Origin of the sequence: Fictibacillus phosphorivorans (genome assembly GCF_001619875.1) — a bacterium.
Classification (GTDB): Bacteria; Bacillota; Bacilli; order Bacillales; family Fictibacillaceae; genus Fictibacillus; species Fictibacillus phosphorivorans_B.
This window is the reverse complement of record NZ_LRFC01000023.1, coordinates 507,653-524,050: the sequence shown is the minus strand read 5'-3', so window position 1 is coordinate 524,050 and position 16,398 is coordinate 507,653. Positions and strand designations below refer to the sequence as shown.

Genomic DNA, 16,398 nt, shown 5'->3' with positions numbered 1-16,398 from the left:
GTTTCATAAGAGCAAAGGAGGGAAATATATGCATCGCGGTAAAGGAATGAAGTTTGTCGGTGACTCTCGTGTCCCTGCTGAGCGCAAGCCGAATATCCCAAAAGACTATTCGGAGTTTCCAGGAAAAACGGAAGCGTTCTGGCCAAACTTTCTTTTAAAAGAATGGATGGTAGGAGCTGTATTCTTAATTGGATACCTTATACTTACAATCGTCCATGAATCTCCTTTGGAGAAAAAAGCTGATCCTACCGATGCTGGATATATTCCTCTACCAGACTGGTACTTCCTATTTTTATACCAGCTTCTGAAGTACAAGTATGCGGCAGGGGATTATGTTCTTATCGGTACTGTTATCATACCGGGTCTTGCATTTGGTGCGTTAATGCTCGCGCCATTCCTTGACAAAGGGTTGGAGCGACGTCCTTCTAAACGTCCGATCGCAACAGGATTAATGTTATTAGGTCTGATTTCTGTTACATATTTAACATGGGAATCCGTTGTGACACACGATTGGGAAAAAGCGAAAACACAAGGTAAGATCGTTGATGTAAGTTTTGATGAAAACGATCCTGGATATCAGATTTACCAAAAACAGAGCTGTGTAGGCTGTCACGGTAACACGTTATCAGGTGGAGCATCAGGACCATCATTGATTGGAACAGGATTAAAACCAGAAGAAATCATGAAAATCGCGAAAGAAGGTAAGCCGCCAGGCATGCCGCCTAATGCGTTTAAAGGATCTGATGATGAGCTGAAACAATTAGCTGAATTCATCTCCAAACTAGAACAGAAGTAACAGTTAGAAGCCGGCTCGGTATGGGTCGGCTTTTTTTCTGAATGAAAAGGAGTTTATGATCATGTCGTGGATACGAACAATCATTATGGAACGCTGGTTTTTAATTACTCTACTTTGGATCAACATCCTTGGCACAATATATGGATACTATTGGTATCTCTATCAGCTTCAAGAAACTCCTTGGTATTTTTTGCCTTTCGTTCCAGATAGCCCGACAGCATCATTGTTTTTTGTATTTGTAATCATCGGTTTTTTAACCAAAAAACAACATGGCTGGATAGAGGCACTCGCTGTAGCAACCCTATTCAAATACGGAATCTGGGCAGTAGGCATGAATTTAGGGGGAGCATTCGTTGGAACTCCATTGGATTTTGTTAATTACATGCTCATATTTTCTCATTTAGGTATGGCCGTTCAGGGGCTTTTATATGCGCCTTATTACAAAATCAAAGGATGGCACATTGTTCTTGCGGCATTCGTTCTGTTTCATAACGAGATCATCGACTATGTATTTGATATGATGCCAAGGTATCCCGTCCTTGACCCGTATCAAAACACAATCGGTTATTTTACGTTTTGGTTATCTGCCATTTCTATATTTATTTTATGGAAGATAAGAAGACCATAAGGTGAAGTCCATAATTTTAAATATGGTCTAACCTTGTCCCAGCTCTCATACGTTTTAGTATAAGGGTACAGGAGGGACAAAGGATGAGAAGGTTAGGATGGGCATTTATGGTTCTTTGTATGGTTTTTGGACTTTCTATGCCAGCATTTGCATCAAATCATACAAAAGTAAAAGAGTGGTCTGAAATAAATGAGCTAACGAGTGAGATTTGGGAGCTTGGTAAAATAGAACGATACGAAGAAGCAGCAAATGTCTTAAAGTTCACAACAGAAAACATTGTTCACATAGAAGAAGTCTTATCCTTAAGGCCTGAACAACAGCGTGTCGTTCAAAATACTTTGGCTGATGCTCTGTCGTCTCTTCAAAATCCTGAATGGTCCAAAGAGAAAAAACTAAACAAACTAACGGAAGTCAGATTGTTAGTAGACGCCCTTCAGACAAGTTATGAACCGTTATGGAAAAAAACTGGACTTATGATGCTAGAACCATTTATTACGATGGAAAAAGGGGTCAGTGAAGATGATTCTGTTGCGTTTCATCAAGCAGCCAATCTGTTATTGGAACGCTATGAAACGGTAAGACCGGCTTTGATGGTCGATTTGTCTGATGACGAAGTGAAACTACTAGACGAACACGTTTCCTATATTGACGCTAATCGTAATCATATAATGACAGACACTGCACACCAGAAACAGCTTGAAACAGCGGCTGCAGATTTTGAAGCACTGTTCTTCGCTAAAAAGGATAATTCAGAGCCTTCACTGTTTTGGCTAATTTTTTCGATTGGTGGAATCATTTCTTCAACATTAATTTACGTAGGTTGGAGAAAATATAAAGGTGATCAAGAACAATTGCGCGTTCCAGATAAGCGCTGATTTCATGCGTATTCTTTGACAAACGATGAGCTGAAAACGTAAAATGTTAATAACAAAAGCTTTTAATATGGAGGAATGCCAACAATGGGTGGATTTTTAATCTACTTCGCGATTTTACTTATTGTTCCCATCTGGGCACAAATGAGAGTGAAAAGCACGTACAAGAAGTATTCGAAAGTTGGAAACAGCACAGGAAAAACGGGTGCTGAAGTTGCTAGAGAGATTTTAGATCAAAATGGACTTTACAGCGTTCAAGTAGAACCTGTTAGAGGAATGCTTTCTGATCACTACGATCCTCGAAGCAAAGTTGTAAGACTATCAGAAGACAACTATTACGGAAGTTCGATTGCAGGTGCCGCTGTTGCAGCCCATGAAGTAGGGCATGCCATTCAGGATGCGGAAGGTTATGCGTTCTTACGATTCAGACACGCCCTTGTACCTGTCGCTAATATCGGTTCGAACTTTTCGTTTTTCTTAATACTTGGCGGTATGCTGTTAAGTTCAATGAACATGTTTCTTCTTGGGATCATCTTCATGTCAGTAGCGGTACTGTTCCAATTCGTAACACTGCCTGTAGAATTTAATGCAAGTTCCCGCGCGATGGACCAGATTGTTTCAACTGGATTAATTCGTAATAACGAGGAGCGAGGCGCACGTAGAGTATTAAATGCTGCTGCATTAACGTATGTTGCAGGGGCACTTGTGGCATTACTGGAACTGGCACGATTTATCTTCATGTTCATAGGTATGAACCAAGACGACTAAAATAAACTCCCGAACATTTTCGGGAGTTTTTCTTTTGTTTTGGCTGTTTTTGTATTCATTGTTGCTTTTGAAAGTAGTTGATCTCCGTTTCAGATGCTCGCTTTCCGCGGGGCAGTGTCTCACCTGCCGCTTAAAGGTTTGTTGCTCCTGTGTCTTCAAGTAAATTCTACCGTAGTATGCTTCCTCGTCGCATGCCTTGCGAGAAAACTTTCATGTGGTAGGCACGCAACTTGCACACCAATCAACTAATCATAGAAGACAAAATGTAAAAGCAACAACCTTTTAGAAAAGAGCTTTTGTTTTTTACTTAATTTACAGAATACAGATCATGGAGAAGGGGTGATTTTAGAAGCAGCCCCGACACCCAATATTTCATAAAGCTTTAGTTTAACCATTTTTTATCTGCCTAACGGGTTCTTGTCTGCATCGAGTGTGAATCCTTCGCCGATCACTTCATGCACATCGTTAACCGTTACGAAAGCATGGGGATCAATTCTTTCAATGACCTGTTTTAAACGGACGATCTCGTTCTTGGCTATTACACAATATAGCACTTCACGAAGATTTCCTGTAAACGATCCTTTACCATTTAAGATGGTTGCGCCACGATCTAATTCTTTAATAATATCTGCAGCAATCTCTGTGTTCTTCTCAGAAAAGATCATCACCGCTTTACCTGCATATGCGCCTTCTTGCATAAAATCAATCACTCGTGCACCGATGAACACCGCAACAAGTGTATACATTGCTTCAGTGTAATGAAGGTAGACAAGTGAGATTGAAATGACAACGAAGTCAAAGATAAACATCGTCTTACCCATGCTCCAACCTAAGAACTTATGACCAAGCCTCGCAATTATATCTACTCCACCTGTCGTACCACCGAATCTAAAGATGATTCCAAGACCGACTCCGATAAATACACCTGCGAAAAGTGCAGCAAGCGTCATATCTTCCTTAAGATCAATGGTTACGAAGGTGAAACGCTGGAAGATAAATAAAAACACAGATACGGCAACCGTTCCGATTACCGTATAAATAAACGCATTTTTTCCAAGAAGTCTCCATCCAACGAAAAATAGTGGAATGTTCAGTGCAAGGTTTGTATATGAGGGATCAATTGAAAATAGAAAATAGAGAATAAGCGTAATCCCCGTGAAACCGCCTTCTGCTAAGTTGTTTGCCATGTTAAAATGGACAATTCCAAATGAAAAGATAGCAGACCCCAAAAGGATAAAAAAGATATTTTTTAGTTTGATTGGATAATTCATATAATGCCTACTTTCCTAATAGATACGACTTCGATTTACAATCATGCCTTCCTATTATAATCAAAATTTCATGAAATTTGTCAAACAGAAAAATTACCGATAACATAAAGAAGAATAATATAGAATGAGGAGTGTCAACATCATGGCCAACCGTACCTTAAAAGAGAGTCAGGACGTTGTAGATCAATACATATCACAATTTAAAGAGGGCTATTTCAGTCCATTAGCTATGCTTGCAAGATTAACAGAAGAATTAGGCGAACTTGCTCGTGAAGTGAATCATCATTACGGTGAAAAACCCAAGAAATCCACAGAAGATAAAAAGACGGTTGAAGAAGAGCTCGGCGATATGTTCTTTGTTTTAATATGTCTTGCCAATTCATTAAATATAGATTTAGACGAAGCGCTTAGTACGGTAATGAAGAAGTTTGAAACGCGCGATAAAGACAGATGGACAAGAAAAGAAGGAGAGTTAGACACATGAATAAAATTAAAATAATCTTAGCTGGGCCAAGAGGGAAAATGGGACAAGAAGCACTAAAGATGATCGAGGAAACGCAGCATTTTGAACTAGTGGCAGCTGTAGATTCAAAAAATGACGGATTACAAGTAAAAGACTTATCTGGAGCTCCAGAGTCAATGGAAGCTCCTGTTTATGATGATATGGAAAACTGTATACAAGCTGTCGAGGCTGATGTAGTTGTAGATCTAACACGTCCTGACATCGGGAAGAAGCACCTTGAGCTGGCATTAAATCATGGAATTCGAACGGTAATCGGAACGACTGGTTTTTCAAATGATGACCTAAAACGACTAACAGCGCTTGCTGAAGAAAAGAGTACAGGTGCCATAATTGCTCCAAATTTTGCGATTGGTGCGATTTTAATGATGAAGTTCGCTAAAGAAGCATCAAAGTACCTGCCAGATATTGAAATCATTGAGAAACATCATGATCAGAAGCTAGATGCACCATCTGGGACTGCTTTAAAAACAGCTCAGCTTATTACGGAGGTGCGTGAAGAGAAAAGTCAAGGTCATCCTGATGAAAAGGAAGACCTAGAAGGTGCTCGAGGTGCAGAGCTAGAAGGAATTAGGATCCATAGTGTAAGATTGCCAGGACTAGTTGCACACCAAGAAGTCATTTTCGGAGGTGTTGGGCAAGTGTTGACGATCCGTCATGATTCGATAAACAGAACATCTTTCATGCCTGGAGTAAGACTAGCTGTTGAAAGTGTAATGAATATAGAAGGTCTTGTTTATGGCCTTGAAAATATTATGGAATAAGAGGGGATACTATGAAAATAGCTCTTATTGCACACGATAAGAAGAAAAACGACATGATTAATTTTACCGTCGCATATGCACCGATCTTAAAAGATCACACGTTGTTTGCGACAGGTACGACAGGCTCTAAGATTCATGAAGCTACAGGACTTGATATAAGAAGGTTCCAATCAGGTCCATTAGGTGGAGATCAGCAGATCGGTGCATTAATCGCTGAAAACGATCTAGATCTTGTTCTTTTTTTTAGAGATCCACTTACAGCACAGCCGCATGAACCTGATGTATCAGCTTTGATGCGTTTATGTGATGTATACCAAATACCGCTTGCGACAAACGTCGCATCTGCAGAACTTTTTATTCGTTCGCTTGAACGGGGAGATTTAGACTGGCGGAAAATTATAGATGAAAGAGAGTCAGAGAAAAAATGAACCTTGAAAACTGGCTTGCTTTCGGTGCTCATGCCGATGACGTAGAAATCGGCATGGCAGCCACGATTAAGCAAGAGACTGAAAGAGGCCGTGAAATTGTGATCTGTGATTTAACGGAAGCAGAACTTTCTTCAAATGGCACAGTTCATATCCGAAAAAAAGAAGCAAAAGAAGCGGCTAAACTTTTAGGTGTAACAAAAAGAATAAACTTGCAACTACCTGACCGCGGTCTTTATTTGCAGGATGATTATATTTTGAAGCTGGTCTCTGTTATTCGGAAGCATAAACCTCAATATGTTTTTGCGCCATATTGGATCGACCGTCATCCGGATCATGGCAACTGTGCTCGTCTTGTGAAGGAAGCTGTCTTTTCTGCTGGTATCAAAAATGTTAAAGATCCTGAAAATTTGTCAGCTCATAAAGTTAAAAACATTTTTTATTATCTTATTAATAGCACGGAAAAACCGCACCTTTTCGTGAATGTGAGCTCTTCGTATTTCTCTAAGATCGATGCGTTAAAAGCATATCCATCTCAGTTCATTAAAACAGCAGAAAGCGTTGATACTCCGCTCACAAACGGGTATATCGAACGAGTGGAAAATCGAGACAAGCTCTTTGGCCTTGAAGCTGGCGTATCATATGCAGAAGGCTTTATTACAGAACAAACATATATAACGAACAATTTATAAGGAGTTAGCTATGACGTTAAAAATAGGCATCACTTGCTATCCAACTGTAGGCGGATCTGGAGTGGTTGCAACTGAACTAGGAAAACTTTTAGCTGAAAAAGGACATGAGATTCATTTTATTACATCAAGCCTTCCTTTTCGATTAGGAAAATTCTATCCGAACGTCTTCTTTCATGAAGTGGAAGTGAATCATTATTCGGTGTTTAAATATCCGCCTTATGACCTTGCACTTGCAAGCAAGATGGCAGAAGTGGCGAAAAGAGAGAAGCTTGATCTTCTACATGTCCACTATGCTGTACCGCACGCGGTTTGTGCTGTATTAGCCAAACAGATGCTGAACGATAAGATTAAGATCGTTACCACTCTTCATGGGACAGATATTACGGTTCTTGGGTATGATCCGTCACTTAGCGAGATGATTAAGTTCGGTATAGAGAAATCGGATGTTGTAACATCTGTTTCTCACCAATTAAAAGCAGATACCCTAGAGCTGCTTAAAATTGATAAAGACATTATCCCTGTACATAACTTCGTGGATGAAAGAGTTTATTACAGAAGAAAAAATAATTCTGAATTACGAAAAACGTACGGAATCAGCGAAAACGAAAAAGTGATTGTTCATATTTCGAACTTTAGAAAGGTGAAAAGAATAGAAGATGTGATCAAATCGTTTGCGCTGATTCGAAAACAGCTTTCGTCAAAGCTTCTGTTGATCGGCAACGGTCCTGAACTAACGACTGCGTGTGAGTTGGTCAGTGAGTTGAGTATAGAAGATGACGTCTTGTTCTTAGGTAAACAAGAAAACGTAGGAGAATTGTTCTCCATATGTGACCTTAAACTTCTTCTATCAGAAAAAGAAAGCTTTGGACTCGTACTTCTCGAAGCGATGGCTTGCGGTGTTCCTGTTATTGGAACAAGTATCGGTGGTATCCCTGAAGTAATCGTTGATGGTGAAACAGGATATATGGTGAATGTTGGAGATCCAGAGTCGGTAGCACAAAAAGCTATTGCGCTCTTACATGATGAAGAGAAGCTGAACCTTTTTAGAAAAAATTCAGTAAGACATGTAAAAGAGAACTTCCTATCTGACAGGATTGTCTCAATCTATGAAAACATCTATTATTCTTTAATAGAGGACCCTTCCGTATGAACGAAATGTTTCAGGAAGCCTTGCCTGTTTTAAAAAAAATAGAAGATGAAGGGTTTAAAGCTTATTTTGTTGGCGGATGTGTGCGTGATTTGTGTTTAGAGCGTCCCATTAAAGATATTGATATCGCAACGAGTGCAAGACCTGAAGAAATCCAAAAAATTTTTCCGAAGACCATTCCGGTCGGCATCGAACATGGAACCGTTATTGTCAGACATAATCACGTGTCTTACGAGATAACGACTTTCAGGAAAGAAGACAAATACGAAGACTATAGAAGACCTTCAAAGGTTTGGTTTGTTGATGATCTGCAAGAAGATCTCTCAAGAAGAGATTTTACATTCAATGCGATGGCAATGGACACGGCTTTGCATTTAATTGATCACTTCGGAGGAAGAGATGATCTTAAGCTCAGACAGATCCGTACAGTTGGGGATCCTCATCTTAGATTTTCTGAAGATCCGCTCCGCGTAATGAGGGCATGCCGTTTTATGAGTGTGTATGACATGAAGATTGAAGCGGAAACAAAGAAGGCGATTGAAAAAAAAGCTCCTTTGCTTAAAAAAATTTCAACTGAACGGATCTCCATTGAATTCATCAAATTGCTCCAAGGAGTAAAAGCAGGACATGCACTTGAGTTTATGAAACAAAGCACTGTTGTGGAATACCTCCCCTATCCTTTAAAGGAACAAACGAAAGAAGGATATTTAGGTTTAGAGTGGACTAAACTTCAAACGGATGATCAACGCTGGGCAGCAATCATTTTATTATCACAAGTTAAGGATTCACGAGAATTCTTGAAAAGTTGGAAACTGCCCAACGGAACAATTAAAAAAGTTCAAGAGCTGTTAGCTGCTCTTAGCGTGAAAAAGTGGAGTAAGATTGATTTGTATCGAACCGGGATTTCTTTAGCATTAGAGAGTATGACGTTAAAAAGTACGATCGAAAAGGTAAATTATGATCAAGAAAAGGACAATCTTCACAAACTAGCTAGTGAGATTCCGATTACTTCTCTAAAAGATCTTCCGATAGACGGTGAAGAGATATTGAAAATCAAACAAAAATCACCAGGTGTCTGGTTAGGCAAACTCTTGCACGAGATGGAAGAAAAAATCGTTAACGGAGATCTTAGCACCTCAGAATCTGTGATTAAGGATTGGGTTAAAAGGTGGGAGCCATGATGAAAGAAGCATTATTGCACATGCTTTCTGAAAACGAGGGAGAGTTTGTGTCTGGTCAAGAGATCAGCAATAAACTTAACTGTTCCAGAACAGCAATATGGAAGCACATATCAGAACTTCGTAATAGCGGTTATACGATAGAAGCGGTTCAAAAGAGGGGATACCGATTGGTTACTTCACCAGACCTTGTTACCGCAGAAGAAGTTTCGTTATATACAGGTAACGGAACGTTCGGAAAGAAGATCACATATAAATCCTCTGTCAAAAGTACGCAAGAGATCGCACACAGTCTTGCAAGAGAAGGAGCACCTGAAGGAAGCATCGTTCTTGCGGATGAACAAACAGGTGGAAGAGGAAGATTAGGGAGAGCATGGCAGTCTCCTGCTGGGACTGGTGTTTGGATGAGTTTGATACTTAAACCTAACATTCCCCTTCAAAAAGCGCCGCAGCTCACTTTGCTTATTGCCGTAGCAGCTTCAAAGGCAATCGAGAAAGTTGCGGGTCTTGAAGCGGAGATCAAATGGCCGAATGATATTTTAATCAAAGGCAAAAAGACAGCAGGCATATTAACAGAGCTTCAGGCAGAAGCTGATTCCATCCATTCGGTTATCGTAGGAATCGGAATGAACGTTAATCAGCAAACGGAGCATTTTTCAGATGAAATCGCTCAAATCGCAACAAGTCTTGCGATTGAAGGCAGACAAACGTACAAGCGAGCAGAAGTGATCGGCGTTCTTCTGCAGGAGATCGAGACATTATATCGTCAATATCTTGAAAATGGTTTTGGTGTGATCAAGCTGTTATGGGAAGCAAGAGCATTCAGCTTAGGCAAACGGATAACAGCGAGGTCTGTTACAGGCTCTATAACTGGCTATGCAAAAGGAATTACAGAAGAGGGTGTACTGCTTTTAGAGGATGATAGAGGTCAAGTACATTCGATCTATTCAGCAGATATCGAAATTCCTTCTCCTTAAGAAAAGTACGTGATAAAATAAAATCGTAGGCGGTATCCGTGTGGAACTGCACTAAGTTTGTCCATTTTTACTACAAACACTATATCTGCCTAGATCCAAAATCAGGACCGGGACAGAGGGAGCAAACAACAAAAGTCTAGGGATGTTTTCCTATGCCTTCTTCCTCTTTGGAAAGAAGGTTTTTTGCACTTCTGGCCCTGTTTATTAAAGGCTTTTTCCGTAGTACTTGGCTGCTTTTGAATGAAGTTGATTTCCGTTCCAGGCGCTCGCTTTCCGGGGGGCGTGCGGTGAGCCTCTTAGCGCTTTGCGCTATTAAGAGTCTCACCTGTCCCGCTAATCCCCCAGGAGTCTCGCGCCTTGCACTTCAATCAACTTACCGATGAAGATGTTACAAACATTCCAAAAGTAAATTAATATGGAAAAAAGCCAAATGAAAAAACAGGGAGGCTAAACAATGAAAACGACGAAAAGTTTTCTCAAAATGAAAAGAGATGGCGAAAAAATTACGATGGTAACCGCCTACGATTACCCAACAGCTGTTATCTGTGAAAAAGCGGAGATGGACCTTCTGCTTGTTGGAGATTCTCTTGGCATGGTCGTACTGGGCTATGAATCAACGATCCCAGTTACGATGGAAGATATGATTCATCATACAAAAGCAGTAAAACGCGGTGCCCCAAACACGTTTATCGTGACAGATATGCCTTTTATGACCTATCACGGTTCGATTGATGAGACGCTGAACAACGCCCGACGGTTGCTGCAAGAGAGCGGTGCCTCTGCTGTCAAGGTAGAAGGCGGAAAACAGATCGTTCAGACGGTTGAACGGTTGACCGATGCAGGGGTTCCTGTGATGGGGCATCTTGGCCTCACTCCTCAGATGGTTGGCGTTATGGGTGGTTATGGTGTTCAAGCGAAAGAGGAAAGAGAAGCTGGGAGACTGATAGAAGAAAGTCTTTTGCTTGAAAAAGCAGGAGCTTTTGCCATCGTATTAGAGTGTGTTCCTCAACAGCTTGCCGAGATTGTAACAAAAAAACTTTCTATTCCTGTAATCGGTATCGGTGCAGGTAACCATACAGATGGGCAAGTACTTGTCTATCATGACATGATCGGTTATGGGTTTCACCATGTACCAAAGTTTGTGAAGACTTATGCTAACGTAAAAGATGTAATGGTCGACGGCCTTTTAAAATATAAAAACGAAGTAAAAGCAGGGCAGTTTCCAGAAGAAAAACACAGTTTTAACATGAAAGCAGAAACGCTTGACTCATTGTACGGAGGAGTTCAATCATGAAATTGATCACCCGCATCAAAGAGATGCAACATTTTATCTCAGAAGAAAAAAGATCAGGCAAAAAGGTAGGGTTCGTACCTACCATGGGATATCTGCATGAAGGCCACCTCTCGCTCATGAAACGTGCGAAAAAAGAGTCTGATGTAATAGTAGTCAGCATCTTTGTGAACCCGTTACAATTCGGGCCAAATGAAGATTTTGACAGATATCCGCGAGATCTGGAACGTGATAAACAGCTTGCTTTAGAAGCTGGTGCAGACGTGTTGTTTTTTCCAGACACGAAAGAGATGTATCCCGATGAGCCAGTTGTTACAGTTTCGGTAAATAAAAGGGTTGATGCATTATGTGGAGAGAGCCGTGTAGGGCACTTTGATGGAGTAGCGACCGTACTCACAAAACTATTTCACATTGTTTCTCCTGATTATGCTTATTTTGGACTGAAAGATGCTCAACAAGTTGCGGTCGTTCAGGGACTTGTTGATGATTTCAACTTTCCTGTAAAAGTAATCGGCTGTGAAACGAAGAGAGAATCAGACGGCCTTGCGATGAGTTCAAGAAACGTTTATTTAACGGAAATTGAAAGAAAAGAAGCTAGCCATCTAAGTCAATCACTGCTAAAGGCAAAAAACTGGCTTTTAGATGGTGATAGTGGTGAGACCGAACAAAAGATGATAAAATACTTGGAGGAACATACGAGCGGTTTTGTTGAATATAGCAAGATTCTATCGTATCCTGAACTTCTTCCTCCAAGCAAAAAATCAAAAAAATTGATCATTGCAGTTGCTGTAAAATTCAGCAAAGCACGTTTGATCGATAACATCATCATAGATAACATTTTAACGAGACAAGAAAGTGGGGAAGAAACATGTTCCGTACATTAATGAAAGCAAAAATTCACCGCGCAACGGTGACAGAATCTAACTTAAACTATGTTGGCAGCATCACGATTGATGAAGATATTATAGATGCTGTTGATATGATTCCGAACGAAAAAGTACAAATTGTAAATAATAATAATGGCGCGCGTTTTGAAACATATATCATTCCTGGTAAAAGAGGTTCTGGTGTAATGTGCTTAAACGGCGCAGCAGCAAGACTTGTTCAAGAAGGCGATACGATTATCGTTATTTCTTATGCGATGTATGATGAAACCGAAGCAAAACATCATGTACCAAAAGTAGCGATTATGGACAAAGATAACCGCGTACATGAAATGCTCGGAGTTGAACCTGAGGCTACCATATACTAAATCTATAGAAACAGCCACAGGGGAATGAGGTGAAAGGCTATGACACGGCGATATGTCGTTATCGATTTTGAAACAACAGGAAATTCAGCAGCAAAAGGAGACCGTATTATCCAGATTGGTGCGGTCGCCGTTGAGGAAGGGCAGATAACGGACAGATTCTCGACGTTCATCCAGCCAGGAGTTCCCATCCCCCCATTTATTGAACAATTGACGGGCATCAACGACGATATGGTAAAAGATGCCCCGTTGTTTGAAGAAGTGGCACCAAAGCTCCTTCAGATGTTAGAAGGAGCTTATTTTGTTGCTCATAATGTTATGTTTGATTATTCATTTCTGCAAGGCGAACTAGATCGTTCTGGTTATTCTAGATTATCTATGCCGTTGATCGATACTGTTGAGATGTCGAGGCTCCTTCTGTTAGGAGCTGATGGTTATCAGCTCGGTATGCTCGCTGATTATCTCGGGTTAGAACATTTGAACCCGCACCAGGCAGATAGCGATGCTGAGGTGACGGCTAGGCTCTTGATCCATCTCTTAGAAAAACTAGACAACTTGCCTTTAGCAACACTTGAGCGGCTTACTCCTTTTTTAAAAAAGCTGCAAAGTTCTTTAGAAAGCATTGTTGGTGACATAGTTGCTGAAAAGTCAGTTTTTTTAGCAGATGAAGAGTCGTATGATTTTTACCGAAAGCTTGCACTAAAGAGAAGACCCGATGTTGTTCAGGTGGTTGATGGCGATTTTAAAGAGTTTAAAGATGAAGAAGTGCAGGACCAGCTTCAGCAGCATATGCAGCACTATGAAGTTCGAAAAAGCCAGCAGAGAATGGTTGAGTTAGTCGACGAAGCGCTTCATACGAGTCAACATCTAGTCATTGAAGCAGGAACGGGTGTTGGAAAATCATTAGGTTATCTGATTCCAGGTATCCGTTATGCTAAAGAAAAAGACCGGCCACTTGTCGTTTCCACACATACCGTTCAGCTGCAGCAGCAGCTTTTAGAGCGAGATGTTCCGCTCTTAAAAAGGATCATGCCCTTTGACTTTACTGCAACCCTTTTAAAGGGAAGGAACCATTATCTATGCTTAAGAAAATTTGAACATACGTTAATGGACAACCATGATGATAACTATGATATGAACTTTACAAAAGCACAGTTGATCATCTGGCTTACGGAAACAGAAACAGGTGATGTTGAAGAGCTATCGATGGCATCTGGAGGCAAGCTGTTTTGGAACACGGTCAAAAGTGATGCCAATTCATGCTTGAACCACCGATGTCCTTGGTTCTCGAGATGTTATTATCATAAGCAGCGGAGAGCGGCTCATGAATCAGATCTCGTCATTACGAACCATGCGTTGCTGTTTACAGATTTAAAATCTGAAAATCAACTGCTTCCCGCTTATAAAGAAGTGGTGTTAGATGAGGCACATCACGTTGAAGAAGTCGTAAGCGATCATTTTGGAAAGGAAACGGATTATTTTACATTCGTTAAGCTGCTTGACAGACTTTCACAAACAGATGGCGACGGAATGATGAACACGTTCAGAGAGATCTGTGATTTGCTTGAAATCCCGAAGTATGAGCAACACCTTGCCAACTGGGATACTTTGTTTTCGGACGTGAAGAATGAACTGGACGAGATTTTCAAGCAGGTCAAATCCATTTGCTTGAAAAAAGCAAAATCTTCTCGAGCTACAGAGTTAACGAAACTTACCCTTCGTTATACAAAAGAAGATATTGAAACAGCGGTCTGGCAGCCTGTTTTAGAGATGGAAGAGAGAGCACGTCAGTTTATTGCGGATCTTGTAAAGCCAGTGAAACGAATATTGAAGAGTCTTGATCAATACGAAGATCATTTAACGGTGCAACAAAAAGGCTTCTTAGTTGACCTGGAAGGCATTCTAAACGACCTTCAAGATGAGATGAACAATCTGCATCACCTTCTATCTTGCCCGCTTTCAGAAGAAGTGTATTGGATGGAAGCAGAATCTAAAGGCCCTAGACATGCAGTGACACTATTTGCAAAACCCGTAGAAATCGACCAGATCTTAGCTGATAAATTCTTTGCGAAGAAAAGTTCTGTCGTACTGACTTCTGCCACCATGAGTGTAAAGAACAGTTTCCGCTATTTGTCTGAAAGACTTGGACTTCTGGACTTCGGCCCAATAAGTGCTCAGCTGCCTTCTCCATTTCAGTATGAGAGACAAGCGAAACTCATGGTGCCAACTGACATTCCGCTTATAAATGAAGTGGATCAAAAAACATTTGTTACAAAAATCTCATCTTCACTATATGAGATCGCAAAAGTAACGAAGGGGCGCATGCTTGTTCTTTTTACTTCTTATGAGATGTTAAAAGAGACGCACACAGCGTTTAAAAACTTGATGGATTCCGAAGAGTTCGTCTTAATCGCTCAAGGTGTAGACTCTGGCAGCCGTGCTCGTTTAACAAAGAACTTTCAGCGTTTTGATAACAGCATTCTATTTGGAACAAACAGTTTTTGGGAAGGAATTGACATCCCAGGTGACGATTTATCATGTCTTGTAATCATCCGATTGCCGTTTACCCCGCCTGATCAGCCTGTTATGGCCGCAAAAAGCGAGAAGCTGAAAACAGAAGGCGGAAATCCCTTCTACGATTTATCGCTTCCACAAGCGATTATTCGTTTTAAGCAAGGTTTTGGGCGATTAGTAAGAAGCAGCCGTGATAAAGGAGCCGTTTTCGTTTTTGATCGAAGAATGATTGAGACGAGATACGGTAAGTCGTTTGTGCAATCACTGCCAAAGCTTCCTGTTTCGATTAAACCGATCGATGAACTTGTTTCAGAACTAGATGAGTGGATGAATTAATACGTTTCTATAGCTGTATATTGAATTACGTAAGATGGCCTCGGTATTTTTCCTGAGGTCATCTTTTGTTTCATGAACCGACTACATAATCATTAGAAGATGGAATAAAATAATACATTCTTGAAGAAACGATTCAAGAAAACTTATTTTTTTTTAAGAGCTGAAATCATAGCTTCACAAAAAAAGGTCAATGTTTAAAGAAAGTTGGGGTAAATGAACTTTTACTCTGAATAGTAAAAAATTTAATTTTCCCCAGTTTTACGGATGACATAATGGTATATATTAACTTATCCATGAGCTTTAATAGAATTTGTTCTATTGAATTCATATGGACTAAGTAAGACATACAAACCATTTAGTACAATAACTTTTCTTTGTTATTTTCCAGCATTATTAGAAACAGAGATGGGTAAAAAAGGGATTTATGTAGGCTCTTTTTCTTATAAAATTAACCCAATTCGTAACCCCTTCCTTTCTCTTAATACTTTTGAGAATATAAATATAATCTTCAATACCACATAATTACATATATTCCTAATGTAGATAGAGAAGTCGGTGTTGACGAATAGTTGCGAATGGGAAAGGATGTCACAGATGAAAAGTACAGGCATTGTAAGAAAAGTGGATGAGTTAGGAAGGATCGTTATTCCGATTGAACTAAGACGTGTGTTGGACATTGATATAAAAGATGGTCTCGAAATCTTTGTTGAAAATGACCTGATCATATTCAAGAAATATGAAGCGAACAACACCTGCCTTGTTACAGGGGAAATTACGACTGAGAACAAGCAGTATGCAGATGGAAAATTCACACTGAGTCCTGTAGGAGCAAAAATCCTGTTAGAGGAACTTAAAGGCTACGGAATATAGCTACCATTCTAAAAAGTGCTAATGACAAAAAAAGTCCAAAGAAATCAACTCTTTGGACTTTTTTATGTTATTTACTCGTAAAAGCGAATAAAGTGATAAT

The 16,398-nt window shown here is 40.2% G+C and carries 17 protein-coding genes; 16 read left to right on the top strand and 1 reads right to left on the bottom strand.

Features of this window, described 5'->3' with window-relative positions; translation table 11 throughout:
- The first annotated feature begins 28 nt into the window (after window positions 1–28).
- The 4 genes from AWM68_RS12035 to AWM68_RS12020 all read left to right on the top strand — a co-directional run bounded on the left by AWM68_RS12035 (window position 29) and on the right by AWM68_RS12020 (window position 3,064).
- A complete protein-coding gene (locus AWM68_RS12035) occupies window positions 29–796 on the top strand; it encodes a menaquinol-cytochrome c reductase cytochrome b/c subunit (RefSeq protein ID WP_066241812.1) in 768 nt (255 codons plus the stop codon).
- Between the two features lie 61 nt (window positions 797–857).
- Complete coding sequence (locus AWM68_RS12030) at window positions 858–1,424, top strand: DUF1405 domain-containing protein (protein WP_066241810.1); 567 nt, start codon at window positions 858–860, stop codon at window positions 1,422–1,424.
- Between the two features lie 83 nt (window positions 1,425–1,507).
- On the top strand, window positions 1,508–2,299 hold the full coding sequence (locus AWM68_RS12025) for a sporulation protein YpjB (protein ID WP_066241808.1): 792 nt from the start codon (window positions 1,508–1,510) through the stop codon (window positions 2,297–2,299).
- An 84-nt stretch (window positions 2,300–2,383) separates the two neighbouring features.
- Window positions 2,384–3,064, top strand: coding sequence for a zinc metallopeptidase (locus AWM68_RS12020; protein WP_066241807.1), 681 nt, complete (start codon window positions 2,384–2,386; stop codon window positions 3,062–3,064).
- Between the two features lie 398 nt (window positions 3,065–3,462).
- Here AWM68_RS12020 and AWM68_RS12015 read toward each other — a convergent pair whose 3' ends face one another.
- On the bottom strand, window positions 3,463–4,335 hold the full coding sequence (locus tag AWM68_RS12015; RefSeq protein WP_066241804.1) for a YitT family protein: 873 nt from the start codon (window positions 4,333–4,335) through the stop codon (window positions 3,463–3,465).
- A gap of 142 nt (window positions 4,336–4,477) precedes the next feature.
- Here AWM68_RS12015 and AWM68_RS12010 point away from each other — a divergent pair, with 142 nt between their 5' ends.
- The 12 genes from AWM68_RS12010 (at window position 4,478) to AWM68_RS11955 (ending at window position 16,298) form a co-directional block, all read left to right on the top strand.
- Window positions 4,478–4,819: a nucleotide pyrophosphohydrolase gene (locus tag AWM68_RS12010; RefSeq protein WP_066241802.1), complete on the top strand. Its 342-nt coding sequence runs from the start codon at window positions 4,478–4,480 to the stop codon at window positions 4,817–4,819.
- Window positions 4,816–5,619, top strand: coding sequence for a 4-hydroxy-tetrahydrodipicolinate reductase (gene dapB, locus AWM68_RS12005; protein ID WP_066241799.1), 804 nt, complete (start codon window positions 4,816–4,818; stop codon window positions 5,617–5,619). The genes AWM68_RS12010 and dapB overlap by 4 nt, the downstream gene beginning before the upstream one ends.
- Before the next feature lie 11 nt (window positions 5,620–5,630).
- Window positions 5,631–6,047 carry a methylglyoxal synthase gene (gene mgsA / locus AWM68_RS12000; RefSeq protein WP_066241796.1) on the top strand — a complete coding sequence of 139 codons (417 nt, stop codon included), beginning with the start codon at window positions 5,631–5,633 and terminating at the stop codon, window positions 6,045–6,047.
- Window positions 6,044–6,736, top strand: a complete 693-nt coding sequence (gene bshB1, locus AWM68_RS11995; protein WP_066241794.1) for a bacillithiol biosynthesis deacetylase BshB1 — start codon at window positions 6,044–6,046, stop codon at window positions 6,734–6,736. Before mgsA ends, bshB1 begins: the two co-directional genes overlap by 4 nt.
- A 10-nt stretch (window positions 6,737–6,746) precedes the next feature.
- Window positions 6,747–7,886, top strand: a complete 1,140-nt coding sequence (gene bshA / locus AWM68_RS11990; RefSeq protein WP_066241791.1) for an N-acetyl-alpha-D-glucosaminyl L-malate synthase BshA — start codon at window positions 6,747–6,749, stop codon at window positions 7,884–7,886.
- On the top strand, window positions 7,883–9,064 hold the full coding sequence (locus tag AWM68_RS11985; protein WP_066241788.1) for a CCA tRNA nucleotidyltransferase: 1,182 nt from the start codon (window positions 7,883–7,885) through the stop codon (window positions 9,062–9,064). The genes bshA and AWM68_RS11985 overlap by 4 nt, the downstream gene beginning before the upstream one ends.
- Window positions 9,052–10,038, top strand: a complete 987-nt coding sequence (locus tag AWM68_RS11980) for a biotin--[acetyl-CoA-carboxylase] ligase (protein WP_066241785.1) — start codon at window positions 9,052–9,054, stop codon at window positions 10,036–10,038. The genes AWM68_RS11985 and AWM68_RS11980 overlap by 13 nt, the downstream gene beginning before the upstream one ends.
- A 454-nt stretch (window positions 10,039–10,492) precedes the next feature.
- The gene (gene panB / locus AWM68_RS11975) at window positions 10,493–11,332 is read left to right on the top strand and encodes a 3-methyl-2-oxobutanoate hydroxymethyltransferase (protein ID WP_066241781.1); all 840 of its coding nucleotides are present in this window, start codon (window positions 10,493–10,495) and stop codon (window positions 11,330–11,332) included.
- Window positions 11,329–12,213: a pantoate--beta-alanine ligase gene (gene panC / locus AWM68_RS11970; protein WP_066241779.1), complete on the top strand. Its 885-nt coding sequence runs from the start codon at window positions 11,329–11,331 to the stop codon at window positions 12,211–12,213. The genes panB and panC overlap by 4 nt, the downstream gene beginning before the upstream one ends.
- Window positions 12,198–12,581, top strand: a complete 384-nt coding sequence (gene panD / locus AWM68_RS11965) for an aspartate 1-decarboxylase (RefSeq protein ID WP_066241776.1) — start codon at window positions 12,198–12,200, stop codon at window positions 12,579–12,581. Before panC ends, panD begins: the two co-directional genes overlap by 16 nt.
- Window positions 12,582–12,620: 39 nt before the next feature.
- Entirely contained in the window at window positions 12,621–15,428 is a 2,808-nt protein-coding gene (dinG, locus tag AWM68_RS11960) for an ATP-dependent DNA helicase DinG (protein ID WP_066241773.1), read from the top strand.
- Between the two features lie 594 nt (window positions 15,429–16,022).
- Window positions 16,023–16,298 carry an AbrB/MazE/SpoVT family DNA-binding domain-containing protein gene (locus tag AWM68_RS11955; protein ID WP_066241771.1) on the top strand — a complete coding sequence of 92 codons (276 nt, stop codon included), beginning with the start codon at window positions 16,023–16,025 and terminating at the stop codon, window positions 16,296–16,298.
- Window positions 16,299–16,398 lie beyond the last annotated feature (100 nt).

Bases quoted from the DNA above. Each gene is read 5' to 3' on its own strand.
- AWM68_RS12035 (WP_066241812.1), top strand. From the start codon at position 29: ATGCATCGCGGTAAAGGAATGAAGTTTGTCGGTGACTCTCGTGTCCCT.
- AWM68_RS12030 (WP_066241810.1), top strand. From the start codon at position 858: ATGTCGTGGATACGAACAATCATTATGGAACGCTGGTTTTTAATTACT.
- AWM68_RS12025 (WP_066241808.1), top strand. From the start codon at position 1,508: ATGAGAAGGTTAGGATGGGCATTTATGGTTCTTTGTATGGTTTTTGGA.
- AWM68_RS12020 (WP_066241807.1), top strand. From the start codon at position 2,384: ATGGGTGGATTTTTAATCTACTTCGCGATTTTACTTATTGTTCCCATC.
- AWM68_RS12015 (WP_066241804.1), bottom strand. From the start codon at position 4,335: ATGAATTATCCAATCAAACTAAAAAATATCTTTTTTATCCTTTTGGGG.
- AWM68_RS12010 (WP_066241802.1), top strand. From the start codon at position 4,478: ATGGCCAACCGTACCTTAAAAGAGAGTCAGGACGTTGTAGATCAATAC.
- dapB (WP_066241799.1), top strand. From the start codon at position 4,816: ATGAATAAAATTAAAATAATCTTAGCTGGGCCAAGAGGGAAAATGGGA.
- mgsA (WP_066241796.1), top strand. From the start codon at position 5,631: ATGAAAATAGCTCTTATTGCACACGATAAGAAGAAAAACGACATGATT.
- bshB1 (WP_066241794.1), top strand. From the start codon at position 6,044: ATGAACCTTGAAAACTGGCTTGCTTTCGGTGCTCATGCCGATGACGTA.
- bshA (WP_066241791.1), top strand. From the start codon at position 6,747: ATGACGTTAAAAATAGGCATCACTTGCTATCCAACTGTAGGCGGATCT.
- AWM68_RS11985 (WP_066241788.1), top strand. From the start codon at position 7,883: ATGAACGAAATGTTTCAGGAAGCCTTGCCTGTTTTAAAAAAAATAGAA.
- panB (WP_066241781.1), top strand. From the start codon at position 10,493: ATGAAAACGACGAAAAGTTTTCTCAAAATGAAAAGAGATGGCGAAAAA.
- panC (WP_066241779.1), top strand. From the start codon at position 11,329: ATGAAATTGATCACCCGCATCAAAGAGATGCAACATTTTATCTCAGAA.
- panD (WP_066241776.1), top strand. From the start codon at position 12,198: ATGTTCCGTACATTAATGAAAGCAAAAATTCACCGCGCAACGGTGACA.
- dinG (WP_066241773.1), top strand. From the start codon at position 12,621: ATGACACGGCGATATGTCGTTATCGATTTTGAAACAACAGGAAATTCA.
- AWM68_RS11955 (WP_066241771.1), top strand. From the start codon at position 16,023: ATGAAAAGTACAGGCATTGTAAGAAAAGTGGATGAGTTAGGAAGGATC.